Annotated in this window: 19 protein-coding genes; 13 read left to right on the top strand and 6 right to left on the bottom strand. The window is 37.9% G+C overall.

The window, feature by feature from the left end:
* Window positions 1–37: 37 nt before the first annotated feature.
* On the top strand, window positions 38–946 hold the full coding sequence (locus ACT5E3_RS21665) for a cation diffusion facilitator family transporter (protein WP_444995645.1): 909 nt from the start codon (window positions 38–40) through the stop codon (window positions 944–946).
* A 62-nt stretch (window positions 947–1,008) separates the two neighbouring features.
* Window positions 1,009–1,608 carry a peptidylprolyl isomerase gene (locus ACT5E3_RS21660; RefSeq protein ID WP_444995644.1) on the top strand — a complete coding sequence of 200 codons (600 nt, stop codon included), beginning with the start codon at window positions 1,009–1,011 and terminating at the stop codon, window positions 1,606–1,608.
* 28 nt (window positions 1,609–1,636) lie between these two features.
* Here the strand turns inward: ACT5E3_RS21660 and ruvX are convergent, their stop codons facing one another.
* The 4 genes from ruvX to gshB form a co-directional block, all read right to left on the bottom strand.
* Entirely contained in the window at window positions 1,637–2,053 is a 417-nt protein-coding gene (ruvX, locus tag ACT5E3_RS21655; protein ID WP_444995643.1) for a Holliday junction resolvase RuvX, read from the bottom strand.
* Complete coding sequence (locus tag ACT5E3_RS21650; protein WP_444995642.1) at window positions 2,050–2,613, bottom strand: YqgE/AlgH family protein; 564 nt, start codon at window positions 2,611–2,613, stop codon at window positions 2,050–2,052. Before ACT5E3_RS21650 ends, ruvX begins: the two co-directional genes overlap by 4 nt.
* A 120-nt stretch (window positions 2,614–2,733) precedes the next feature.
* Window positions 2,734–3,627: an energy transducer TonB gene (locus tag ACT5E3_RS21645; protein ID WP_444995641.1), complete on the bottom strand. Its 894-nt coding sequence runs from the start codon at window positions 3,625–3,627 to the stop codon at window positions 2,734–2,736.
* Between the two features lie 13 nt (window positions 3,628–3,640).
* Window positions 3,641–4,588 (bottom strand): glutathione synthase, encoded by a 948-nt coding sequence (gshB, locus tag ACT5E3_RS21640; RefSeq protein WP_444995640.1) that lies wholly within the window; start codon window positions 4,586–4,588, stop codon window positions 3,641–3,643.
* A 352-nt stretch (window positions 4,589–4,940) separates the two neighbouring features.
* Between gshB and pilG the strand changes: the two genes are divergently transcribed.
* The 11 genes from pilG (at window position 4,941) to ACT5E3_RS21585 (ending at window position 23,424) form a co-directional block, all read left to right on the top strand.
* Complete coding sequence (pilG, locus tag ACT5E3_RS21635) at window positions 4,941–5,327, top strand: twitching motility response regulator PilG (protein WP_444995639.1); 387 nt, start codon at window positions 4,941–4,943, stop codon at window positions 5,325–5,327.
* A 79-nt stretch (window positions 5,328–5,406) separates the two neighbouring features.
* Window positions 5,407–5,772, top strand: a complete 366-nt coding sequence (locus ACT5E3_RS21630) for a response regulator transcription factor (RefSeq protein WP_444995638.1) — start codon at window positions 5,407–5,409, stop codon at window positions 5,770–5,772.
* Window positions 5,773–5,780: 8 nt separating this feature from the next.
* The gene (locus tag ACT5E3_RS21625; protein ID WP_444995637.1) at window positions 5,781–6,329 is read left to right on the top strand and encodes a chemotaxis protein CheW; all 549 of its coding nucleotides are present in this window, start codon (window positions 5,781–5,783) and stop codon (window positions 6,327–6,329) included.
* Between the two features lie 50 nt (window positions 6,330–6,379).
* Window positions 6,380–8,443: a methyl-accepting chemotaxis protein gene (locus tag ACT5E3_RS21620; protein ID WP_444995636.1), complete on the top strand. Its 2,064-nt coding sequence runs from the start codon at window positions 6,380–6,382 to the stop codon at window positions 8,441–8,443.
* 11 nt (window positions 8,444–8,454) lie between these two features.
* The gene (locus ACT5E3_RS21615) at window positions 8,455–9,333 is read left to right on the top strand and encodes a CheR family methyltransferase (RefSeq protein WP_444995635.1); all 879 of its coding nucleotides are present in this window, start codon (window positions 8,455–8,457) and stop codon (window positions 9,331–9,333) included.
* A 21-nt stretch (window positions 9,334–9,354) separates the two neighbouring features.
* Window positions 9,355–16,152 carry an Hpt domain-containing protein gene (locus ACT5E3_RS21610; protein WP_444995634.1) on the top strand — a complete coding sequence of 2,266 codons (6,798 nt, stop codon included), beginning with the start codon at window positions 9,355–9,357 and terminating at the stop codon, window positions 16,150–16,152.
* A gap of 8 nt (window positions 16,153–16,160) precedes the next feature.
* The gene (locus tag ACT5E3_RS21605; protein WP_444995633.1) at window positions 16,161–18,758 is read left to right on the top strand and encodes a chemotaxis protein CheB; all 2,598 of its coding nucleotides are present in this window, start codon (window positions 16,161–16,163) and stop codon (window positions 18,756–18,758) included.
* Window positions 18,759–18,807: 49 nt separating this feature from the next.
* A complete protein-coding gene (locus ACT5E3_RS21600) occupies window positions 18,808–19,281 on the top strand; it encodes a chemotaxis protein CheW (protein ID WP_444995632.1) in 474 nt (157 codons plus the stop codon).
* Window positions 19,282–19,291: 10 nt separating this feature from the next.
* Window positions 19,292–20,431, top strand: coding sequence for a DUF2868 domain-containing protein (locus ACT5E3_RS21595; RefSeq protein WP_444995631.1), 1,140 nt, complete (start codon window positions 19,292–19,294; stop codon window positions 20,429–20,431).
* Window positions 20,424–21,782 carry a DUF3482 domain-containing protein gene (locus tag ACT5E3_RS21590; RefSeq protein WP_444995630.1) on the top strand — a complete coding sequence of 453 codons (1,359 nt, stop codon included), beginning with the start codon at window positions 20,424–20,426 and terminating at the stop codon, window positions 21,780–21,782. Before ACT5E3_RS21595 ends, ACT5E3_RS21590 begins: the two co-directional genes overlap by 8 nt.
* Before the next feature lie 169 nt (window positions 21,783–21,951).
* Window positions 21,952–23,424, top strand: a complete 1,473-nt coding sequence (locus tag ACT5E3_RS21585; protein ID WP_444995629.1) for a hypothetical protein — start codon at window positions 21,952–21,954, stop codon at window positions 23,422–23,424.
* Window positions 23,425–23,650: 226 nt separating this feature from the next.
* On the opposite strand, the gene ACT5E3_RS21580 is transcribed toward ACT5E3_RS21585, so the two are convergent.
* Both ACT5E3_RS21580 and ACT5E3_RS21575 read right to left on the bottom strand, forming a co-directional pair.
* A complete protein-coding gene (locus ACT5E3_RS21580; protein WP_444998609.1) occupies window positions 23,651–24,187 on the bottom strand; it encodes an IS630 family transposase in 537 nt (178 codons plus the stop codon).
* Entirely contained in the window at window positions 24,165–24,491 is a 327-nt protein-coding gene (locus tag ACT5E3_RS21575; RefSeq protein WP_444994237.1) for an IS630 transposase-related protein, read from the bottom strand. Before ACT5E3_RS21575 ends, ACT5E3_RS21580 begins: the two co-directional genes overlap by 23 nt.
* Window positions 24,492–24,587: the final 96 nt, after the last annotated feature.

The following is a 24,587-nucleotide window of genomic DNA, read 5'->3' as shown; positions in this document are numbered from 1 at the left end:
AATATTTATTGATAGAAAATAAAAGTACGGTGTCTACATGTCTGCTTTGGATAAAGATAAAAATATTGACAAAAACCAATGCTTAGAACAAAAAAAAGACCGGGCTGTACAGCGAGTCGTTTTAATTGAGGGGAGTGCAAATGCTTTAGTTTTGTTAGCCAAAGTCATTGTTGGGATCTCTACTGGCTCTTTAGCAATTATTGGTGATGCTTTACATTCTCTAACTGATGTTGCCAATAACATTGTTGCTTGGGCTGTTTTAAAACATTCTACCAAACCTGCTGACAAAGAACACCCCTATGGCCACCGCAAATTTGAAACATTAGCTGTACTAGGGTTGGCAGTTGTTTTAGTCGTATTAGCCTTTGAACTAGGGCTTCATGCTATTCGTCGTGATAGTTCTGAAGTGGTTAGTTCAAGTTGGGAACTTATGGTTATGTTAACGGTATTAGTGGTCAATATTTCATTAGCAACTTGGCAAAGAGGATGGGCAAAGCGCCTCAACTCTGATTTGCTTCATGCGGATGCGAGTCATACGTTTGCTGATGTTTTAACAACTTTAGTTGTTATTGGGGGCTGGCAGCTTTCAGCAATGGGATATGTGTGGTTAGATCAGCTTTGTGCGCTAGGTGTTGCTGGTTTAATTCTTTATCTTGCTTTTGAGCTGTTTAAAAAAGCAGCACCAGTACTAGTCGATGAATATGCAATTGATCCTGAAAAGTTGAGTCAATTAGCATTGAAAGTTGGTGGTGTTGAAGATGTCACTCAAGTTCGCTCTCGTTGGATTGGTAATGCAGCCACCGTTGATATGGTAATTAGTGTAGCTCATGATTTAACCACTGAAGAGTCTCATCAGATATGTGATGAGATTGAGGATTTATTTGGTGATAAGTTTGGTGTCTCTGATATTTCTATTCACGTGGAGCCATTTCATGTTGAAGCTTGAGCTTTTTATCAGTTAGTATCATTATTACCGCGATTGAGACATTCAATAAAAAGGGTAATAATTTGAAAATTAAAGCGACTATATTTATTGGTTTTTATTTCACCTTGTTCAGTAACCTTGTACTGGCCAATAATGGTGAAAAAATTCAACCTGATAACTTATTCCCAAGAGTCTCTTTTGAAACGCCTGTAGGTAAAATTTTAGTAGAACTTGATAGAAGTAGAGCGCCTATAACGGTTAATAATTTTTTAACCTATGCAGCATCAGGCGCTTATGACGGTACTATATTTCATCGAGTTGTTGCTGATTTTGTTATACAAGGTGGCGGCTATGATGTTTCATATCAGCCTAGAGAACAAAAAGCACCGATTTTTAATGAATCGGGTAATGGTTTAAAAAATGAACTTCATACCATTGCTATGGCTAGAGAAAACCCTCCTCATTCAGCCACGAACCAGTTCTATTTTAATATGGCTGATAATGAAAGTTTAGATCCCGGAAAAGGTTGGGGATATACTGTTTTTGGTGTGGTTGTTGAGGGCTCTGAAATACTTGATTTGATTGGCAAGGCGCAAACTCACGTAAAGCCTGGGTTAGGTTGGGAAGATGTGCCAGTTAGACCAATTGTGCTAAAAAAGGTAACCATATTAGCTGAAGAGTAGTGGATTAAGTTGGCTGAAGAGTGGTGGATTAAGCTGGATTATGCATAAACCATGATTCCAAAATGAGTGCTGCTGCTACACTATCAATTTGTGATTTTTTTAATTTTTTGTATCCTCCAAACTCAAATAACTCTTCTCTGGCGGCAGCACTTGATAAGCGTTCATCAACCATTTCAGTCTGTACACCAAACCTGCCGTGTATTTGGTTGGCAAACTTTCTAGCGCGAAGTGTTATTTCCTGATCGCTGCCATCCATATTGAATGGCTCTCCGATGAGTACCTTGCTTGGTTTCCACTGTTGAATGAGTTGGTTAACTAGCTCCCAGTCAGGTTTTCCATCAAGTGCTTTAAGTGTATTCAGTGGTGATGCGGTTTGAGTGATTGATTGACCGACAGCAACGCCTATTCTAGCCAGGCCAAAATCAAAAGCAATAATTTGACTCATGCGTGGCCAGTGAAATTAGATAAGTTATTAACATCAAAGCCTAATAATTGAACTGCTTTTTCCCAGCGTTTATCAATATCTGTCGAAAATATTATTGCTGGGTCAACGGGGACAGTTAACCAGACATTATCAAGAATTTCTTGCTCAAGTTGGCCTGCTTCCCACCCTGCATAACCTAATGCAACAAATGCCTCACTATCAACTTCATGACGGCCAATCGCGTGCAAAATATCAAGAGAGGTGGTTACCGCAATATTATTTTCTAAGCTAATACTCGATTTCCATAATAGTTGTTCTGCTCGGTGTATAACAAAACCACGATCAACTTGAACTGGGCCTCCTGCAAATACAGGGTTGATATTTCGGTGCTCTAAACAAGGAATTTCCATATGCTCTAACAATTCGTAAGTGGAAAAATCGAGAGGGTGGTTTATAACAATACCCATTGCTCCATCTTGGTTGTGTTCACAAATTAAAGTCACACTATGATCGAAATTCAAATCTTGCAATGATGGCATTGCAATAAGCATATGATTTTTTAAACTGTTAAATACGTTCATAAGTATATTGTTGGCATTAAAATTTTGAAAAACAAGTCAACATCTTAATTATTTGTGATTATTGTTCTATCAAAGTCGCCACTTAGCCATTTTTGCTAAAAATTACAGGTTTTGTCCGAGTTAATTAGTTTGCAAGCTATAGTCAGGTTGAAATTGCCAAACTCGTATAATTTCTAAAATATCAGTATCTTTCGACATTTCTTTGGTGAGAGGCTTAAAAGGAGCTGCTAAGCGAACTATTCTTAGTGCGGAATCATCAAGTATTTTACTACCGGAACTTTTCATGATTTTAATATCATGAACGGTTCCATCTCTATTAATTGATACTTTTAAAGTCAGGTTGCCAAAAACTTTATCGACTTTGGCCTGAGTAGGGTAATTCTGATTGCCAACTCGTTCTATTTTGCGTCTCCAGCTGTCCAAATATAAAGCATCAGAAGAGCGGTGAATTGAAGCAGAGATCGGTCGTTTACGTGCCTTTTTAGCTTGGTTAATGTTGCGATTATCTAAGTTAGCAATTAATCCGGTTAATCGGTAGCTTTTATCAATTAAGGAAGCTGCATCCGGTAGCTTTTCACTTTGTTCGCTGATATCTTTTATTTTTGCCAGTGCTGTTTGATTGCCTTGAGCGGTTAATATTTCTGGTGTAGGTTGCTGGCTGTTTTGTTGTTGAAGCCTTTGTTGTGGTTCTGAAGATATTTGGTTCGGATCATTAAATTGTGCCATTTCAGTGGCACTTGGAGCTAGTAATTGCTCGCTTTCGCCTCCGCCTTCTTGGTTAGCTTGACCGATAAAGTCTGCTTTTTCCGGCTTTTTTTCTGCTTCAAATTGAGCGAGCACTACATTGAAAGTTTTTTCATATTGACTGCTCGTCAAGTCTGGTAGCTTGAAACCTAACCCAAAAAATAACAGTGCATGAAAAGCAATTGCTAGAAACGAGCAAAACATGACTTTATCTAATTGGCTGATTTTGGGTTGATTTTCTAAATCAATAATACCTTGATGGTTTTGCATTTAATGGGCAATCCTATTCAAATCGCTTTTCAATGGCATTTAATAAAGTGCCAGCAATATTGGTATTATAAGCAGCATCAATCTCTTTAATACAAGTCGGGCTAGTAACATTGATTTCAGTTAAAAAGTCACCAATGACATCTAAACCAACAAACATTAACCCTTTCTCTTTTAGTTTAGGGCCTACTTGCTTAGCTATCCAGTGATCTCTTTCTGATAGTGGCCTTGCTTCTCCATGACCACCAGCGGCTAGGTTTCCTCTGGTTTCACCTTTAGCAGGAATTCTGGCGAGACAGTAAGGAATTGGTTCACCATCAACCATTAGAATTCTCTTATCACCGTTAGATATTTCAGGGATAAACTTTTGTGCCATTGCTGACTGGGTTTCCAGTTGAGTAAGTGTTTCGATAATAACGCCAACATTGGGATCATCATGCTTTACTCTAAAAATTGAAGATCCTCCCATTCCATCTAGTGGTTTGAGAATAATATCTTGATGCTGGGCTAAAAACTTTCTAAAGTCAGCCGCATTACGGCTCACCATCATATCGGTGCAACATTGAGGAAACCAGGCTGTATATAGTTTTTCATTGGCATCTCGAATACTTTGAGGATTATTTACCACCAATACGCCTGCTTCTTGTGCTAATTGAAGTAAGTAAGTTGAATAAACAAATTCCATATCAAATGGTGGGTCTTTGCGCATTAATATCACATCAAAATGCTCAATGTTGTGAGTTGTAATACCACCTAATGAAAACCACTTTTGTGGATCATCTACAACGCTCAGTGTGCGGGCATGAGCTTTAACATTATTTTCTAACAAGTGTAAATCAGATTGCTCAAAATAATAGAGTTCATGATTACGACGTTGTGCTTCAAGTAGCATTGCGAAGCTACTATCTTTTTTTATATTAATATTCCTAATGGGATCCATCAGAATCGCAATTTTTAACGTCATTGGTTTTCTCGACTATAATTGACAACAGGAGCAGGTTACTATGAATAATCTATTATAGATAGCAAAATAAGAAACGCAAGCATTTATCTATAAATATCAGTATGTTAGCGGGTTTTTTTAATGTTGAGTAGTTGCCTTGTCTTTTAAAAGCTTGATTCTTATAGTTTTCTTTTTTAAGCTACTCTTATAGAAGAGTGTTTAAGACTAGCTCTCAATTAGCATAAAACTCAGTGGAATAGCGCTGTTATTTATGTTAAAAATGATCCAGGTTTCTTATGTGCTTTATATAACATGTAAAGTATGAATTTGATTGACAAGTAACACGACTAGTTACTTGATGAGGATAAGGTGAATGGAAAATAGCTTTCAGGGTCTTAAAGCAATGGTAATTGACGATAGTAAGACCATTCGTCGTACTGCCGAAACATTGCTCAAAAAAGTTGGCTGTGAAGTAGTAACTGCAGTTGATGGATTTGATGCATTAGCGAAAATTGCTGATCATAAGCCCAACATTATTTTTGTGGACATTATGATGCCTCGTTTAGATGGTTATCAGACATGTGCATTAATCAAGAACAATAAAGATTTTCAAGATACCCCTGTGATCATGCTGTCAAGCAAAGATGGATTATTTGATAGGGCAAAAGGGCGAATTGTGGGATCTGATCAATATTTGACTAAGCCTTTTAGCAGAGATGAGCTTTTAGGTGCAATTACTGAACACGTTAGCCACGCATAAGCGGGTTTGTTAATACACTTTTTAATAGGTTTGCTTTATTTAGACTAAACTTAAAGCTGTACCTGGGGGAACCAAATAAATGTCTAAGATTTTAATTGTTGATGATTCACCAACAGAAACTCATGTCTTATCAACTATTCTTGAGTCAAACGGTTATCAAATTGTTACTGCTGAAAGTGGAGAGGCAGGCGTTGAAGTGGCTAAGCAAGAGTTACCAGACTTGATTTTAATGGATGTTGTTATGCCTGGTTTGAACGGTTTTCAAGCAACAAGGCAGCTAAAAAAGGAATCGACGACTGCACATATCCCAGTCGTGATTGTGACCACTAAAGATCAAGAGACTGATAAAATCTGGGGAATGAGACAAGGCGCAAAGGACTATTTAACTAAGCCCGTTGATGAAAGCAATTTAATCAATACCATTCAGGCTATTTTAGGGCGATAGTTATCAATATGAGCGAAATCACCGACTTACAGGCATTTGAGTTCCTCCAAAGTATTGAGCAACGTAGCTTTGAAAGTGCAGCATTGTCGCCAAGCGAAGAGGATCTCAGTCGGTTATGGACTGGTGTTGGTTTTCGTATTTCTGGTAATAACTATGTTGTGCGATTAACTGAAGTAGCTGAGATTATTTCTATTCCACGCTATACCAAAGTCCCTGGCGCTAAAGCTTGGGTTAAAGGTCTTGCCAATATTCGCGGTACTTTACTACCGATTATGGATCTTCATGGTTTTCTAGGACGTAAAGCGCCTCATGCTTTACGGCGTCAGCGATTGTTAGTGATTAATCATCGTGATATTCACTGTGGTGTGATTGTTGATGAAGTACTGGGGTTGAATCACTATGAAGATGAAGAATGGGTTAAGGATATCCCAATTAACGATGAAGTCATGGCACCCTATCTTAAGGGTGGTTTTTATTCGGGTGAAAATCTTTGGACTGTTTTTAGTTTGAAGGCTTTGGCTGAAACGCCGTCGTTTCGCCAAGTTGCATTAGTATAAAAAGGCGGCTTTTTCTTTTAGAAATAAATTTTGCATTCAGGAACTAAATTATGAGCGCAGCAGACGATAAAAAAAACCAATTAGAAGCAAAATCCAATACGGGCGTCTACATTTGGTTACTATTGTTTTTTATTCTGGTTGGTGGGGTTAACCTTGCGATTGGACTTTATGAAAGCCAACAGAATCAATCTCGATTAACCAAAGCGGGTAACCTTCGAGTATTGTCTCAACAGGTTGCTAAAAACGCATCGGAGGCAACACAGGGTAATCAAGGAGCTTTTGTATCATTAACAGAAGTAACCAAACAATTCCAAGCACAGCTTAATCATCTAGATAAAGGAGATGACTCTAAAGGGTTAAGACCATCACCAGCTTCTATTCGTAATAATCAGGTAAAGCGAGTTTCTGATTTGTGGAATAGCATGAATAGTAATGCGGCGGTTGTAAGTAAAGGGCAAGATACCGTAACAGGGCTTTATGAAATCTCTAGAGGGCTATCAGAAAAAATCCCTCAAATGCAGTTTTTATATGAAAAAGTACAAGATATTTTGCTTGATTCTAAAGCTTCCGCTCAACAGGTTATGTATGCGACAAGACAATCAACTTATGCTGAAAGAATTAATCGAAGTTTCCAAAAAGTTTTAGCGGGTGGCGATGATGCTGCTCTTGCAGCTGAAAACTTTGGTCATGATGTGGATATTTTTGGTGAAGTGTTAACTGGAATGCTAGAAGGTGATGCGATGCTAGATATTAGTCGCGTAACTAATTCTCAGGCTCGACAATCATTAGAAGATATTTCGGCTCTTTATGTTCAAGTTAAAGAAAATGTGGATTATGTAATTAGTCATACAGAAGAGTTATTTGAGGTTCATGCTAAGTCAGATGAAATATTTACTCAAGCAAGAGATATGCTTGATTTAACCGATGAATTACAGAAAGCTTACGAATTACAATCATCCGATTTGAAAAAACCAGGACACCCTTTTTATTCTGCAATCGCTGGTGGATTAATTTTAATCTTGATTATCTTGTTATATTTACGCCAACGAAAAGACGATAGAGGGCGTACCGATAGAGCTCGTAGTACGGCAGCGCAAGAGAAATTACAGAATGAGAAAAACCAACAAGCAATCATACGACTACTTGATGAAATGGAAGGGTTAGCTGATGGTGATTTGACAACTAACGCAACAGTAACGGAGGACTTTACTGGAGCAATTGCCGATGCGATGAACTTCACCATTGACCAATTGAGAAGCTTAGTATCGACGATCAAAGAGTCAGTAACTAAACTGGCTAACGCAACAGATGCTACGCAAAATATTTCGATGGAATTGGCGCAAGCATCGCGTAACCAAGCACAGGAAATAACCGGAGCATCGGCAGCGATTAATGAAATGGCTGTGTCAATTGAACAAGTATCTGCGAATGCTTCTGAGTCTGCAACGGTTGCGGAAAAGTCGGTTGATATCGCGAAAAAAGGTGGTGAGGTTGTACGAAATACCATTCAAGGGATGGATACAATCCGTGAACAAATTCAAGAAACATCAAAACGTATAAAACGACTAGGTGAATCATCTCAAGAGATTGGTGATATCGTATCATTAATCAATGACATTTCTGACCAAACAAACATTCTGGCACTTAACGCCGCGATCCAGGCATCGATGGCTGGGGAAGCTGGTCGTGGTTTCGCGGTAGTTGCGGATGAGGTACAACGACTAGCGGAACGTTCTGGTAATGCAACGAAACAGATTGAAGCACTGGTAAAAACGATTCAAACAGACACGAATGAGGCGGTAATTTCGATGGAAGCAAGTACCGCAGAGGTGGTACATGGAGCTCGCCTAGCTCAAGATGCGGGTGTTGCGCTTGAGGAAATTGAACGGGTATCGAAAAGTTTGGCTGATTTGATTCAAAATATATCGAATGCTGCTCGTCAACAAGCTGCATCTGCGGGTCATGTATCAAATACGATGAATGTTATCCAGGAAATCACTAACCAAACTTCTGAGGGTACACAAAATACAGCAAGTTCGATTGGTAAATTAGCTGAGCTAGCTGATGAACTGAATAACTCTATTGCTGGTTTCAAATTACCAGAGGAAGCGTAGTTACACGATCGATGTCTGCTTCTTTTAACATGCCAGAAATGGAGTCAGAGGAGTTTGTTTTATGGCAAGCTCTTCTGGAAAAGCAAACCGGATTATGGTTGCCTGAAAGTCGAAAAGCGTTTCTCATTACTGCACTATCGCGGCATATGATTGAGAAAGGTTTTACAAATTATAATGAGTTGTATTTGAAGTTAAATACCGACTCCGTTTCTATTTTAGATTGGGCATCCTTAACCGATTCCCTAACAGTGAATGAAACTTGTTTTTATCGTGAAACACATTCGCTGAATTTAGTAAGTAGTTATTGCCGTAATATGGCATTGGAAAAGTTTCAAGCTGCACCAGATAGTCCACAACATTTGCAAATATGGAGTGTTGGATGCTCAACGGGCGAAGAAGTTTATACGCTTGCAATTGAGATGGACAAATTGAATCTTGGATTAAAAGATTCATGTGAAAAAGAAATTTATTTTGGTGTGAGCGGTATTGATATTAGTTATCCTGCTCTTGCTGTTGCCAGAGAAGGTATTTACGCAGCTAGACAGCTAGATTTTGTGCCGACGACAACAAAAAATATGTATTTTAATCGGCTGGCAGATGAGTACTTTCAAATCAAGGATAGTATAAGACAAAGATGTTGTTTTATTCAAAGTAATATACTTGAGTTGGATGCAAAGCTAAAACAAAATTATGACGTTATTTATTGTCAAAATGTACTGATCTATTTTAAACAGGATAGAAAACAGGCGGTTATAGAACAGCTTGTTGAACGTTTAAAACCTGGAGGCTTGTTAGTACTTGGACACGGAGAGGTCACTAGTATAAATAGTGATGTTTTGACCAGAGTTGATAACAAACATTGTCTGGCGTATCTACGTAAAGATAAATAATAAAGAAATGACGGAGTAGTCATGAGTGACAATTATGACCAATTGGCTTTAAGCTGGGTCAGAAAAGAAATTAATAATACCCTTGACCAAGCTCGTCAGGGGTTAGAGAATTTTGCTGAAGATACCCAAGATCAAACGCAAATTCAGTTTTGTATTAATTGCTTGCATCAAGTGCAAGGCACTTTACAAATGCTTGAGTTTTCTGGCGCTGCTCGATTAGCGTTAGAAATGGAGAAGCTGGCTGAAAAAATGGCAACTGATTCTGCGTTTGCCGTTGAAGCTGTATTTGAAGTATTGATGAGAGCATTACTACAAATACCTGGCTATCTTGAGAGAGTTGAAGATGGTCAAAAAGATATTCCTGTTGTTTTACTTCCTTTGATAAATGAGTTGCGTTCTGCTGGTGCATTATCACCAATTTCTGAAAGAGAATTATTTAGTGCTGATACTAATCATGTAATGCCTCCTAAAGCGGTTGAAGTGGTTTCTGAAAAAGATAAAACTTCTGCTTTTCAAGATAATGCCCGAAAACTTAGAGCGCATTTTCAAAAAGGTTTAACCGGACTTATTCGTGGAGCAAATGTTAAAGAGTGTTTGTCGCGAATTCATAAAGTATTGCTACGTTTGGAAGCTTTAACTGAGGGAGAGTCTGTTGCTCGACTATGGTGGGTTGCAGATGGGTTTATCTTTTCCATTACTGAAGGTGGATTATATAAGAAAAAGGAAATACATTTATTACTATCAAAAGTTGATAAACAAATAAAACGTTTATCGGATCAAGGGGCTTCTGCTATGGCAGATGTTATTCCTGAAAAACTCTTATCTGAATTACTTTATTTTGTTGCTCGTTCTCATTCTAAAAACGCGCGGGTGGTGGCTCTTAAAAAAGAGTTTAATCTAGAGGCCGGATTATCCGATAGTTCTGAAATTAAGCAACACCAGGAAAAGCTAACAAAACCTGACTCTTCCGCCGTGACTAATGTCGTTGGTGCGATTAATGAAGAATTAGCAACAGTAAAAGATCAACTTGATCTTTTTGTTCGAGCACAAGCAAAAGATATTTCTCAACTGCAAACTTTGACCGATTCTTTAACTCGAATAGCTGATACTTTAACATTACTCGAGTTAGCAATACCTCGTGATGTTATTCGACAACAAATCAAAAGTATTCAAAAGTTGCTAGATACAAATCAAATGCCTGATGATTCGGTTGTTATGGACATTGCTGGGGCTTTATTATTTGTTGAAGCAAATCTTAAAAACGTTAATTTAGGACTTGCTTCTCAGTCAAGTAGTGAAGAGCAGTCGAATGATAAGAGTCGAGAGCAGGCAAAAGAGTCACAAGTAGACGAAGCGACTCGGGCATTAATTAAAGTTGCTCGTAAAAGTATGCAATCTGCTAAAGATAGGATGATTAATTATATTGCATCTGGTTTTGAGCAAGATGCTTTGAGTGAGGTTCCTAACTTATTAGAAGAGGTTTTAGGTGGCGTTAAAATTATTCAGTTCGAACAAGCGGCTGAAATCTTAGAAATTGCTAAGCGCTTTATTGAAGAAAAAATTATTTCTCTGAATAAACATCCTAAAGAAGAACATTTAGACGCGTTAGCTGATGTAATTACCAGCGTTGAATATTATCTAGAAGCTTCTGAAGATGGCAGTCATCGAGGTGTTAGTTCGATATTAAAAGGTGCGCAAAAAAGTACTGATGCACTCAGTCTGGCTTTAGAGCAAGGTGCTGAAATAACAGACATCTCCGAGGCTTCTTCTGAAACCTCTACTGATGAGCCTATAGAGTCAAAAGATCTTGAGGTTACTGATGATTCAGTTAAAAAGAAAACTTATATAGAGGCTTTTTCTGAATCGTCAAAAACAGCTTCAGAGACAAAAGTTAGTGAAACAGCAAAAGTTGTTCCTATGTTGATACCGGCAGCGGAAAAAACGGTTGATGAGACACTAATCGATGATGAAGTATTAGAAATATTTCTCGAAGAAGCTGAAGAAGAAATTCAGGTTATCGATGAAATGATTCCTCGTTGGGAGGCCAACTTACAAGATGAAGAAGCTTTATCAACAATTAGGCGCTCTTTTCATACATTGAAAGGAAGTGGTCGTCTTGTTGGAGCGCAAATTATTGGTGAGGTCAGTTGGGCCATAGAAAATATGCTTAACAAGGTGATTGAAGAATCTATACCTGCTGAACTTCCTGTTATTAGTGTATTAAAAGAAGTGCATAATGTATTGCCTATACTTGTTGACGCATTCGCAAAACAAACTGGTTGTGATGAAAACTATCTGAAGTTAATTGCTAAAGCAGAGCATTTATCAGCAGGAAAACAACTCGCAGACTTTTCATTTGAAAATGAAGTGGCTACAGAGTCCACAGAAAATATTGTTGAAGATTCGTCTGATATTACTGTTGAAGATACGATCGACCCAGTTTTACTCGAAATTTTTACAACTGAAGCCGATGGTCATTTACAAATTATTGCTAACTACTTAGATACGGCCCCTGCTGGAGCAAGTATTGCTGTAACTGATGATTTGATCAGAGCACTACACACATTAAAAGGTAGTGCAAACATGGCAGGTGTAGAGCCTATGGCTAGAGTGACTGGTCCATGGGAAAAGCATGCTCGGATTGTTAAGGGAAGTAATCACCGAATGGAGCCTTCGGTTGTTGAGTTACTTAAAGAATCGCATCAATTTTTAGCAACAACATTAGATGATTTAAAAAATTCCAGAACAGTTGACACAGAAAAAGCGCAGAGCTTACGGGCAAGAATTGAGCAGCTTGAACTAGCTGGAACTGCAAGCGGTGTTACTTCTATTAAGCAACGTGACCAACAATTTGTTTCAATTTTCTTAACTGAGGGGTTAGATATATTACATGAAGTTGCGCGGTTAAATACACAGCTAGCGCAAAATTCCAACGAGCAATCAATAAAAGACTCTATTGAAGGTGAATTGCACACGTTTATGCGTGGTGCTGAAATGTTAGCTATTGATAGTTTAGAGCTGTTAGCTAGCGAAGCCGAGAAATTAGCAACATATGCTGCTTCAAAAGACACTTTAAATGATGGTTTTAATCCTCTTTTAACTGAAGTCGTTGAAAAGCTAACCGCAATGTTGAATAGGGTTGCTTCTGAAGAAGATATCGATTTACCTAATGAAACAATTACAAAAATTTCGCAATGGATGGAAGAGTCAAATGTAGCTTCTGTGCCTGAGGATATGGACGTTGAACTGGTTGAACTTTTTGTTGAAGAAGGTGAAGAGTTAATTGAGGCCGCACGTGAGCTATTTCCTCGCTGGAAAAGCCATTTAGGCAGTAAAGAAATTAATGGCGAGCTGAGAAGAATTTACCATACATTGAAAGGTAGTTCGCGCATGGCCGGCGCAATGAATATTGGTGAATTAGGTTATGCTGCTGAAGATATTTTTAATACTGTTTTAGAGTTTGGACGTAATTTAACTACGGCTGATTATGATATCGTGTTATCTACAACCGATAAGCTTGAATCAATGGTGGCAGAGTTAAAGGGACTTAGCTGGCCAAAATCGGCTGATAGAGAAGTTCAAATTATAAGACATCACTTATCGCCTGATAGTGTAGAACCTGTTGAAGATACTGTAGTTGAAGAGCTTGTTTTAGATGCGCCTATTTTAGAAGAAGTTATTGAAGAAGAAATTCCAACTATTGTTGATTCTATTTCTGAAGATGAGTCTGCTCAATTAAATCAAGAATTGTTAGATATTGATGACTCTAATGTTGAAGATAGTTCCGAGTCAGAAGAGTTTAGTTTACCTGATTCGCTTGATACCGAAGAAGAAGTAGCTTTAGAGCTAGATGATGAAACAGACAAAGATGAATTAGTACTTGAAAGTATCGACGATCATTCTGACTCTGTTGAAGAGGGGACTCTTGAAACACTAGATGAGTTAAATGTTGAGTCTTCTGAAATTGAAAAAGATGAAGTAGAAGTAGAGCAATATAATTTTGATGAGATTGATGCTACTGTTGAAGAAACTGAAAGTCTTATTAATGAAATTGATGAACTGGCTGACGAAAATATAACTGATGAAGAAGATGAATTATCAGTTGAAATTAAAGATGTTATAGATGAGTCTGAGGATCTAATAGAAGAACTAGCCGATTTATCTATTGAACCAGAAGCGTTAGGCGAGGAATTAGAAAAATTATCTACCGAGTCTGAAGATTTGAGCGAAGAATCAGTAGACTATATATCTGAGGATTTGACTGAGGAAATAGAGGAGTTAGCTGCTGAATCTGAAGATTTGGTTGAAGAATTAGAAGAATTATCGGCTGAGTCTGCAACTGAAGATGAAGAAGCAACAGAACAAATATTTGAAGTAGAAGATTTAACTCGTCATTCAGCGAATGAAGTGACCGTAGAAAATACTATTGAGCCAACAGCACCGATAGAAGTTTCTGGTTCCGTTCAGCATATTGAATTAGATGAAGATGGTGAAGAAGTACTTGAAATATATCTCGAAGAAGCTGACGAATTATTAGTGACTTTAGATGAAGCGCTACATGATTGGTCAGAGTCTCATGATAATAAGGTGGCAATTGATTTATTACAACGTACTTTACATACATTTAAAGGTGGAGCTCGTTTATCTGATTTAGTTGTTTTAGGTGACTTGACTCATGATATGGAAACTTATTTTGAGAAAGTCAGTGGCGGGCATCTAACCGTTACCGACAGAGAAGTCGATTTTATTTTGCAAGGCTATGATGTTATTGAGAAGTTAGTTGATGAAGTAAGAGAGCATCGTCAAATGACTATCCCTGTCACTTATATGCAATCATTGAGCTTACTGATTAAGGGGGAAAATCTTGCTGTTGAGTCGATCAGTTCCGGTGATGTAACTGAGGCTGAAGTACTTGATGAAGTGGTCGAAAAAACTTCAGCAGAAGTTGTATCATTTGAAGAGAAAAAGCAGCAGCAAGAAGAAGTTAAACAAAAAACTCAAACAACCGATATTGTCAGGGTTTCTTCTGAACAGTTGGAAAACTTGGTTAACCTTGCTGGTGAAACCAGTATTTTCCGTTCTCGCCTTGAACAACAAATGTCAGTATTGAGATATAACCTTGAGGAAATGAGCTCTACTGTCGATCGCTTAAGAGATCAGCTAAGAAATCTGGATATTGAAACAGATGCTCAGATTTCCTACCGTCGAGAAGTTTCTGGTGGTACTGAATATGAAGATTTTGATCCGTTAGAAATGGATCGGTATACCCGTCAGCAAGAATTAACTCGTGGTTTGGGTGAAAGTGCCGTGGATTTGCTGAGCTTGAAAGAATCTCTTGATATGCTCACTGCTGATTCAGAAACATTATTATTACAACAGGGCCGAGTAAATACTGAAATGCAAGAAAGTCTCATGCGAACACGTATGATTCCGTTTGAAAGTTTAGTACCCCGGTTAAGACGAATGGTTCGTCAAATCAGTAATGAGTTAGGTAAAACCATTGAGCTTTCTATTAGTGCTGATGGCGAGATGGATCGTAGTGTTTTAGAAAGAATGATTGCACCATTAGAACACATGCTTAGAAATGCTATGGACCATGGTATTGAGCCACCCGAAGAGCGCCGAGCTAATCAAAAAACAGAGGCCGGTAGTGTAAAAATTTCGATGTTTAGAGAAGGTAGTGAAGTTTTTATTAAGCTACAAGACGATGGACGTGGATTAAATTTACAGGCGATTCGGCATAAAGCGATAGAAAAAGGATTAATTACTGAGAAAACAGAACTGACCGATCATGAATTGCAACAGTTGATACTTGAAGCAGGTTTTAGTACTGCCGAGCAAGTTACTCAAATTTCGGGTCGTGGTGTTGGTATGGATGTTGTGAGTAGTGAAATCAAACAACTTGGTGGTGTAATTGAAATAGACTCTTACCAAGGACGTGGGACTACATTTACAGTAAAACTGCCATTCACAATGTCTGTTAACCATGCGTTAATGGTTCAGTTGGGTGATGATGTTTATGCAATACCTTTAGCTAATATTGAAGGGATTGTACGAGTGAGTCCATTTGAGCTAGAAGAGTACTATGCAAATCCAGACTCTCGTTTTGAATATGCCGGCATTGATTATTCGATGTATTATTTGGGACAAATACTGGATCATAATCGAAGTGCAAACTTACAAGGTATTACCCAGCCTTTACCTGTGTTATTGTTGCATGGCGCTGATCATCCGACTGCAATTCAAGTTGATGACTTGTTAGGTAGCAGAGAGATCGTTGTTAAATCGATAGGTAGCCAGTTAAGTTCAATTAGCGGTCTATCTGGTGCGACGATACTTGGTGATGGTCGGGTTGTTGTAATACTCGAAATGCCTGCACTCATTCGCCGTATAGATGCGACATTGTTAGAAAGTGGTGAGAGTGATTTAGCTACAGTTGATGATAGAGTACCTGTTGTAATGGTTGTTGATGACTCAATCACAGTACGTAAAGTAACAACTAGACTACTTGAACGTCATGATTTTGAGGTTATTACAGCTAAAGATGGGGTTGATGCATTATCAATTTTAGGTGAACAAAAACCCGATGTTATGCTGCTCGATATAGAGATGCCACGAATGGATGGTTTTGAGTTGGCAACTATTATTCGCCATGATGAAGGATTAAAAGACTTGCCAATTATTATGATTACCTCTAGAACCGGAGAAAAACATCGGGAGAGAGCCGAGCAAATTGGAGTTAATCAATATATGGGTAAACCGTATAATGAGGTCGATCTTCTTGAGTCAATATCAGCATTGTTGCCCAATAGATCTTGAGGAAGAAAGTGAGTGGTTTAAAACTAGGCTTAGTAGCCTCTTCAACAGATGAAACTAAGCAGCTCATTAAGTTGCTTGAAGATAGTGCTGTAGAGATTGTTTATAATATCAACCCAGAAAATATTACTGATAAGCATGTTGATGATGATAGTTTGCATGTTTGGTTGTTATGTGTGGATGATGAATCGTGGCATGATGCTGTTGATCACCTCTTAGATGAGTCAGAAATTCCTGTTTATTTTAGTGAGCCAGGTACATTAGCTAAGCAGTCACACCCTGACTTTTGGTGTACTAACTTATTAAATCGGCTTTATGAAATAACCGGGTTAACTCCATCAAAAACAGAAGATAAAAATACTGACAATTTAGATAACAACAAAGACAAAGATGAAAAGCGACAGGCTGACTCAGTTCTAGCAGAACAAAACGCCTCTAAAACGGAAACATCGAATCGTCTTAACGAACAAACTCCTTTGTCAAATAGTTTAAATGAACTGGAATCATCTACAGTAAGTTTGCCAAGTGATATTGCTGCAGAGTTAGTGTCGGAATTAGAAAGTATTTCTCCGGTGTTAATCGAGCCTGTTTCCGCTGAAAAACAAAACTTAGTCGATGAATCAGAAAAGAATATTGAAATAAGTATCGATGATTTTTCTATTGAAGAAAGCGTGGTTGAAGTTGAAAGCTTAATTGAAGAAGAGACGACACTTGACGATTTAACTTTAGATGAGCTTTCACTTGATGATGAACTTTTAGAAAATAAAGATTTGACTGATTTGGAATTAGAGGTTGATGATGAGTTTTCTCTGGAACTCGAAAGTGAAGGAAACATTGATGATGTTACTGAAAATGTTACTCAAGAAAATACCATCGATATACAAGAATCATTAGCTCTTGATGATCCAGACCTTAACGAACTGGTTATTGAAGCCATAGAGCCTGAGAATATTGAGCCAGAAGAAGTAAAGTTAGAGGAAATAGAGGCAGAGGAAGTAGAGTCGACATTTTCACTAGAGCCTGTTGATAACATTTCAGTCAATACATCAGGTGTAGCTGATTTTTCAATCGATGACGATGGTGGGTTAGAAGAAACTCAAACCGAATCTGAGCAAGCAGAAGTATCATTAGACTCGGGCCTAACGCTTGAAGAATTTCCTGATGAGAAACCAATTACAGGGAAAGCCAGTTTTTCTATTGATGATTCTGATGATATATCACAGCAAGAAAAAAATGAGGTGGTTGAAGCGAAAGCAGAGAAAAGTTTGACCGCTGAGACTGCTCAAGAAGAGAGCTATGGTTTATCTTTAGAGGCTATTGAAGAAGAAGCGGAAAAGCCAGTTTGGTTAAATAGTGACTCGGTTGAAGAGCAAGTTATTGATAATAACTTTAATGAGAGCAACATAGAGACTGAACTGTTAGAAGGGAGCGAATCTCATACTGAAACATTAGAAGTATTAGAAATTGGTTCATTAGATGATGAATTTAGCCTAGATAATATTGATTCAGTTGAATTGTCAGAACAAAAAACGACAGAAAGATTAGAAGAACCTATTGAGCTTGCGGAAGATTCTTTAGAAGACGATTCTTTTTCCCTGGGTGAGCTAGATGTTAATGAAGAACAAAGTGAACTTGAAAAAGAAGAGCTTGAGCTGATATCAGAAGAAATTGAAGGGGAGTTAAGCTATAACGAATCGACATTTTATGAGCATACTATCGATGAATTTGATAATGATGATGATTTAGCGCTAGAGTCATTAGCTGATGTCGCCCTTGATTCAGAAGTTGTACAAAAAATGGAAATTGACAGTACATCTATTCAAGAAATTGCCAGACGAGCCGTCTCTCATGAGAAAAGTGATACTGCACAGGGTTCAGCCACCGAATCGAAAAAAAGCGTCAGCAATGTTAACCATGAACCTGAGTCTGAAATATCTGCAGATCATTCGGCTACTGAAGAGTTTGAGATCCCAATGTTGGATGAAACTGCTTTTGATATAGAGTTTGAGGAAAAAGATACAAGCCCAAAAGCTTCCGTTAGACTTTCTCCTTGTTGGGTCATTGGTGCTTCATTGGGTGGACCAGCGGCAGTCAAACGCTTTTTAAATTGTATTCCTCCAGATATTAATGCAAGCATGATCATCGCTCAACATATTGATGAAAACTTTTTGCCTGTACTGGCAGATATATTAACCAGTAATAGTCAGTTTGACGTGACTATTGCTAATGGTAGTAATGAGCTTAAACCTGGCAAAGTCCTGTTAGCGCCGCTCAAAGGCAAAATTGTTATTTTACAAGATGGTTCTATGCTCATAGATCATTCTCAAAAGTGGAGTGCTCCTTATTCGCCGTGTATTGATGATGTAATTGAATCGGTGAGCAATGTTTATGGTCATTTATCCGCTACTATTATTTTTAGTGGTATGGGAGATGATGGTCTTGCTGGTGCGAAAAAACTACATCAAGCTGGTGGTAAAGTATGGGCACAATCAATGGATACTTGTGCTAATGCTTCAATGCCTGAAGCGATTATAACTAATGAGTTAGCAGAGTTTATCGGTTCTCCTGAGCAATTAGCAGAACAAATGATCAGTACCTTAAATGGCTGAGCATTTAATATATACTATTTTTCAATATTTAATAGGTTGAGAAAAAACTATGGCAACAGACACGCAAGAAGTTTACAGCTTAATGATTCCAATCGTGCAAAGCAATATTCTATTACCTAATTCAAATGTTGCAGAAATAGTACCATTTAGTAACGTTGAACTTTTTGATGATATGACTAATAAACCCGGATGGTTTCTAGGGCATTTATTTTGGCGAGGCCAAGAAATACCTTTAATTTCAATTGATGTTATACAAGGATTGTCTGATCCCCAAGCAAATAAGCGTTCACGTGTAGCGGTTGCTCATACGCTAAATAGTAATCGTGAGTTACCTTACATTGCTATAGTTGTACAGGGGATACCTCGGTTATCACATGTGAGACAAGATAATATTAAGTATTTAGCAGAAGAATCTCTATCTGATGCAGAAAAAATGCATGTTACTGTTGATGATATTCAAGCGTCGATTCCTGATTTAGATCAGCTTGAAGAAATGATAATGGCAGCGCGGAGCGCAGCATAAGCTAATTTCTGTGCAGCTGAATTCAAACTCTCCAAATATTAATTTAAAAACTGTCTGGCCAATTACTCTAACTGGGGCTGGACTGGGATTTCTTATCGCTTGGAGTGTTTTGTCCGGTGATCAACAAGGTAAGGTTAATCTGTCTTATCTTTTACTGGTTTATCTATTTATTCCTGTTTTAAGTTTAATTATCTCTTCTGTCAGTTTGTTTAAAGGCAAAGGTGTTAATTTAGCTCGCTTAGTGACTTTTTTACCGATTTGGTCAGAGAAAAAAAAAGCACTAATGAGAAAAGTACACCAATTAAAAGTAGAAAAATATTGGTTATTTTTTCAAAGTCAATTAGCAGGGATCGCATTTTCGGTTGCAAGTTTGCTTGTATTTTTAATTTTACTTTTAATTACTGATATTAGTTTTATTTGGCGCAGTACTTTACTTGATGCTGCTGATTTATATCCTTTACTTAAAGTGTTAGCTTTTCCTTGGCGTTTTTGGCATGAAGCCCAACCATCACTCGATTTATTAAAAGCGACTCAAGATTCTCGACTGATAGATAATTATCAATCTTTAGGTGATTACTCGGGTTGGTGGCAATTTGTTTTAGCAGTACAAATATTTTATAGCATTTTGCTGCGTGGTTTACTTTTATTATTAGCGTCAGTCTGGTTTAAAAAACGTTTGGCAAATGACATTGAAAGCCAATTATCTGAATCACTCAGACAACACGCCAAGCAAACATTTAATGAAGTTGGTTTATCTCCTGTTGTTGCAAAACTTCCTGCCGAATTAAAAGTGAATAACTGGGCTGGTATTGAAAAAGGGTTATTACAACAAGCCGTAGCTAATATAAATATTTCTCCTGATAATATGTTAAATGCTGGGCCTCTTGCCTCTGAAGCCGAGCAACGTATAGCAGAACGTTGGCAAGGTCCACAATTAGTCTTAGTTAAATCGTGGGAGCCTCCGATGGGGGAATTAGAAGATTTTTTAATCAATGGACAAGGCTTTTTACTACCTTTAGACTGGAATCAATCAGGTTTACAACCACTTCAAATAGAGCATTTAGAAGAATGGCAAAGATTTACCAATCAGTTAGCTCAGTGGCAAGTTTATTTGCCCGAAAAATTGATGCCAAGGGTGAGTTATGAATAGAGCCGTTTTTGCCGTTGTAGGACACCCGAATAAAGGAAAGTCTTCAATTGTTTCTACATTAGCCAGAAACGATAGTGTTAAAGTTTCACAGCGAAGTGGAACGACAACTGCTGCCGATGTAGTGAGAGTCGAAACGGCTCATTCTGGTTATGAGTTGGTGGACACGCCTGGATTTCAACGACCAAACAAAGTACTTGCATGGCTCAACCAACATTCCGTACAAGCCGATCAGCGTGCTAAGGCTGTAGAAACTTTTATTAATGATGTTGAGTGTCAAAAAAGGTTTCCTGACGAAGTTGCTTTACTAACACCTTTGATTAAAGGCGCAGCAATCCTTTATGTGGTTGATGGCTCTCGTCCGTTCGGTGTTGAATATGAAGCAGAAATGGAAATATTGCGTTGGACGGGCCAACCAAGTATGGCATTGATTAACCCGATTGAAAATCATGAGTATGTTGATTCATGGAGTGATGCACTGGCTCAGTATTTCAAAACGGTACGTATATTTAACCCAATGAAAGCTGATTTTGAACGACAGTTAGAGTTACTTCAAGCTTTTGCCCATTTAAAACCCGAATGGGCAAAAACGCTTAGACAGGTTAATCAGGATTTAATCAACTTTCGTGAACAACAACGAAAGAATAGCGCTATAATTTTAGCCCGATTATTAGAAGATCTTTGTGTGTATCAAATTAGCCGAAAGGTATTAAATAAAAAGCAAGCAGAATCAATACAACCTCTTTTAGTCGAAGAGTTCTCCTATTGGATGCGGCAAAGAGAGCAACGTTCTATTGAAGAGTTATTTGCTGTATATGCACATTACCAAACAGAACTTACTATGGAAAATCTTAATATGCCACCTGATTTGTTTGACTGTGATCAGTGGTATATGTGGGGACTGAACAAAAAACAACTGGCAACGGTTGGGGCAATAACGGGTGCAGCAGCGGGGGCTGCTGCCGATATGGCGGTTGCAGGTCACAGTTTTATGTTAGGGGCCATCGGTGGTGGGCTATTAGGGTTTGGAAGTGCCTGGTTTGGCGCAGATAAATTAGTCACTGTTAAATTACAAGGGTTACCATTAGGAGGCTTTGAGGCTGTTTATGGACCGATTAATAATAAAAACTTTCCTTATGTTGTAATCGGACGTTTTGTCCATTTACATCAACAAATCAGCCAACGTAATCATGCTCAAAGAGGGGTTATGCAAGTTACCACTATCGATTTGCAGCAACAAATTACTTCTTTAGAGCGATCGACTCAAAAAGCTCTGCATCAATCTTGCGCACGATTAATTAAGCAAAAAACTGTAGATGACTTGGAAACGTTAATATTACCTTTATTAAAATGAGTTAAAGTCGTTTAACCGGATTCCGTTTAAAGAAGGATTATCTTACAATTATCAATTCGACTAGAAGCGCTCATTTTACTAGGCTACATAAATGAACTGTGGTTTACACTGTTATTATTAATTGGATTTGTGTGTTGAAAGGTAAAATTGTAGAGCGATCATTATTGAAATGAACCCAATAGCATCATTAAGTAAATTAACAACAATTAAGGTTATCAGCATTTTTGTGCTGTCAGGTGTTGTTTTATTATTTTCTTGTATTTCGAGTGCAAAGCAAAAACGCACCCATGAATATAATATTACGATTGATAAAGATTTATCAAAAGCATTAGTCAAGATTTGCTTTGATGGTAAGCCTCCTGAATACCTTGTTGTTGATGATCATCAAGCAAATAAAAATTTAGTTCAGTTTCCTGAAGCAAATCAAGGATATATTGAATTTCAAGGGCGTTATTGGCGGACCAATTCTTTGCATGATAATGCATGTTTACATTATCAATCAGATATTAGTGAACACAATCATAAGCATAAGTATAAAAACAAAAGTAAACTTCATGCTGCTCTCAGTTTTCAAAGTGATAATACATGGTTATGGATACCTGAAGAATTGTCTGAAGATGAAGACGTTAGAGTTACCTTCCACTTACCTCAAAATTATCGAGTATCAGCTCCATGGAAATTATTAGATAAACAGGGACGTCAGTACATGCTTGGAAAAACACCTCATGATTGGGGAATGACAATTATGATAGGTGACTTTAATTTAGAAACCATTCAACTGAAACAAGGAGGGCAGCTAAATGTTGCCTTGCTTAGTCAACTCAACCAAAAGAAAGAGTTATTGCAATGGGTGGAAAATAAAGCTGAATCTTTAGCGAGTTATTTAGGAAAATTTCCACTCCAGCAAATTCAAGTTATTTTAATTGAAAACAATCGGTTTAAAAAAGGCCCGGTTCCTTGGGGAGATGTAAAGCGAGGTGGCGGTTTTGGTATTCGATTTGTTGTAGATAGTCAAAAGCCGATAGAAGAGTTCTATAGTGACTGGACTGCTACTCATGAGTTTGGCCATCTATTATTGCCTAAAATAGAGTATCAGGATATTTGGTTATCAGAAGGACTGGCCTCTTATTTACAATATGTGCTAATGGCACAGTCAGGTCAAATATCTCAACAGCAAGTGTGGCAAAAACTATACAAAGGTTTTAAACGAGGCTTAAAAGGCACTAGCATCGTTGATAAAGAAACTTTAATCGAAGCGACTGAAAATCGTCGAAAAGGGAAATCTCACGGTCGAACCAAAAGAATATATTGGAGCGGAGCCGCTTACTTTTTAATCGCTGATTATCAATTGTATAAAAATTCTAATGGGAAGCAAGGATTGTCACAGGTGTTAAAGAAGCTTAATGAATGTTGTAGTAACAGCCGAGAAGAATGGAAAGGAAAGCTTCTTGCTGCGAAACTGGATGAGTTAAGCAACACTAAAATATTTTCTAAGTTATATACACAAATGGCTTACTCAACGTCTTTTCCTGATTTTATGGAAACCATGACTCAACTTGGAATCGATGTAAATAATGGTGAAGTAACGCTTCTAAAAAATGCTGATTATGAATATCGAGATTTAATGATACCAACAAATTAAATACTAAAAGCACTTGAAAACCTAAAGCGGTAAAATTGCATAATAAGGAGGGTTGGATTAGAATCTTTTCAGATTAGTTCAAAAAGGAATTCCCTTTCATGTTAAAAAAGCCATTTTTTATAATTGTCTTGCTCTTCATATTCTCTAATAAGCTTTTTTCTCAAAACTTACCTTTAGAGTATTTTGCAAAAAATACAGAGTATGAAAGTATCAAGTTATAGCTGGATCAGTTTATTTTGTCATATAGACAGTCCTCCTGAAATAACTCATCAACGGAACATCTTTTTTTTCGTCTGATAGCTTTAGCTTGCGCCCACTTTTTTTCAATCGGATTTAAGTCAGGGCTATAAGGAGGTAACCATTGCAAAATACATCCCTTTTTCTCAATAGCTTCACAGATGTCTTTACGCTTATGAAAGCTGGCATTATCCATCACAATCACCGCATTAGAGGGAACTTTAGGTAACAAATCTTGTGTTACCCAAGCATGAAAAACATCCGCATTAATACTTCCGGCAAACAAACTTAAAGTCACAAAGGTATTTCGGATAATTGCCCCAATAGCATTAATACGACCTTTGGCATGCCAATCATGAACACCATAACAGCGTTGACCTTTGTCCGAATAACCATGAGTACGAGGTGAGGATTGAGCAAATCCACTTTCATCCAAATAAACGACAGGCTTTCCTAACTGCTCGTACCGACTAAGTTGTTGTTGAAACCTCGCCCGCTTTAATTCATCTGCTTTGGGGTGGCACAGTGTTTTTTTTATAGCTCTTATTTAACCGTTTGAGAGCATCGTGAATACTCGGTTGCGAAACACCAAAGCGCTTGGCTCGTTCCCATTGATAATCATCAGGGAAATCTTCGACATCTTTTTTCAGTGTCTCCATGCAAAGCTTGATGCTGGGTCTATTTTTTTTCGCACAAGGCTCAATGTTTTTATTCCAACGAAGAAGGCTTCGCATGGATATATCAAAGTGCTCTCCGGTTTCTTCAAAGGTTAAACCGTGTTTCTGTTTATAAGCCAAGACGTGTTGGCGAAATGCTATCGGATAAGTCATGTGAGTATTATGCCATAATAAACCTATTTAGCTATATCACCAGATGGTAAGCATTTTGCCGCCACGGTACCAATCGATCAGCAAACAATTCTTGTT

Source organism: Aliikangiella litoralis, assembly GCF_052495765.1.
This window is presented reverse-complemented; position numbering and strand designations above follow the sequence as displayed.

Excerpts from the sequence above, each read along its gene's own strand:
- ACT5E3_RS21665 (WP_444995645.1), top strand. The coding sequence starts at position 38 with ATGTCTGCTTTGGATAAAGATAAAAATATTGACAAAAACCAATGCTTA.
- ruvX (WP_444995643.1), bottom strand. The coding sequence starts at position 2,053 with ATGAGTCAAATTATTGCTTTTGATTTTGGCCTGGCTAGAATAGGCGTT.
- ACT5E3_RS21650 (WP_444995642.1), bottom strand. The coding sequence starts at position 2,613 with ATGAACGTATTTAACAGTTTAAAAAATCATATGCTTATTGCAATGCCA.
- ACT5E3_RS21645 (WP_444995641.1), bottom strand. The coding sequence starts at position 3,627 with ATGCAAAACCATCAAGGTATTATTGATTTAGAAAATCAACCCAAAATC.
- gshB (WP_444995640.1), bottom strand. The coding sequence starts at position 4,588 with ATGACGTTAAAAATTGCGATTCTGATGGATCCCATTAGGAATATTAAT.
- pilG (WP_444995639.1), top strand. The coding sequence starts at position 4,941 with ATGGAAAATAGCTTTCAGGGTCTTAAAGCAATGGTAATTGACGATAGT.
- ACT5E3_RS21630 (WP_444995638.1), top strand. The coding sequence starts at position 5,407 with ATGTCTAAGATTTTAATTGTTGATGATTCACCAACAGAAACTCATGTC.
- ACT5E3_RS21625 (WP_444995637.1), top strand. The coding sequence starts at position 5,781 with ATGAGCGAAATCACCGACTTACAGGCATTTGAGTTCCTCCAAAGTATT.
- ACT5E3_RS21620 (WP_444995636.1), top strand. The coding sequence starts at position 6,380 with ATGAGCGCAGCAGACGATAAAAAAAACCAATTAGAAGCAAAATCCAAT.
- ACT5E3_RS21615 (WP_444995635.1), top strand. The coding sequence starts at position 8,455 with ATGTCTGCTTCTTTTAACATGCCAGAAATGGAGTCAGAGGAGTTTGTT.
- ACT5E3_RS21610 (WP_444995634.1), top strand. The coding sequence starts at position 9,355 with ATGAGTGACAATTATGACCAATTGGCTTTAAGCTGGGTCAGAAAAGAA.
- ACT5E3_RS21600 (WP_444995632.1), top strand. The coding sequence starts at position 18,808 with ATGGCAACAGACACGCAAGAAGTTTACAGCTTAATGATTCCAATCGTG.
- ACT5E3_RS21590 (WP_444995630.1), top strand. The coding sequence starts at position 20,424 with ATGAATAGAGCCGTTTTTGCCGTTGTAGGACACCCGAATAAAGGAAAG.
- ACT5E3_RS21585 (WP_444995629.1), top strand. The coding sequence starts at position 21,952 with ATGAACCCAATAGCATCATTAAGTAAATTAACAACAATTAAGGTTATC.
- ACT5E3_RS21575 (WP_444994237.1), bottom strand. The coding sequence starts at position 24,491 with ATGACTTATCCGATAGCATTTCGCCAACACGTCTTGGCTTATAAACAG.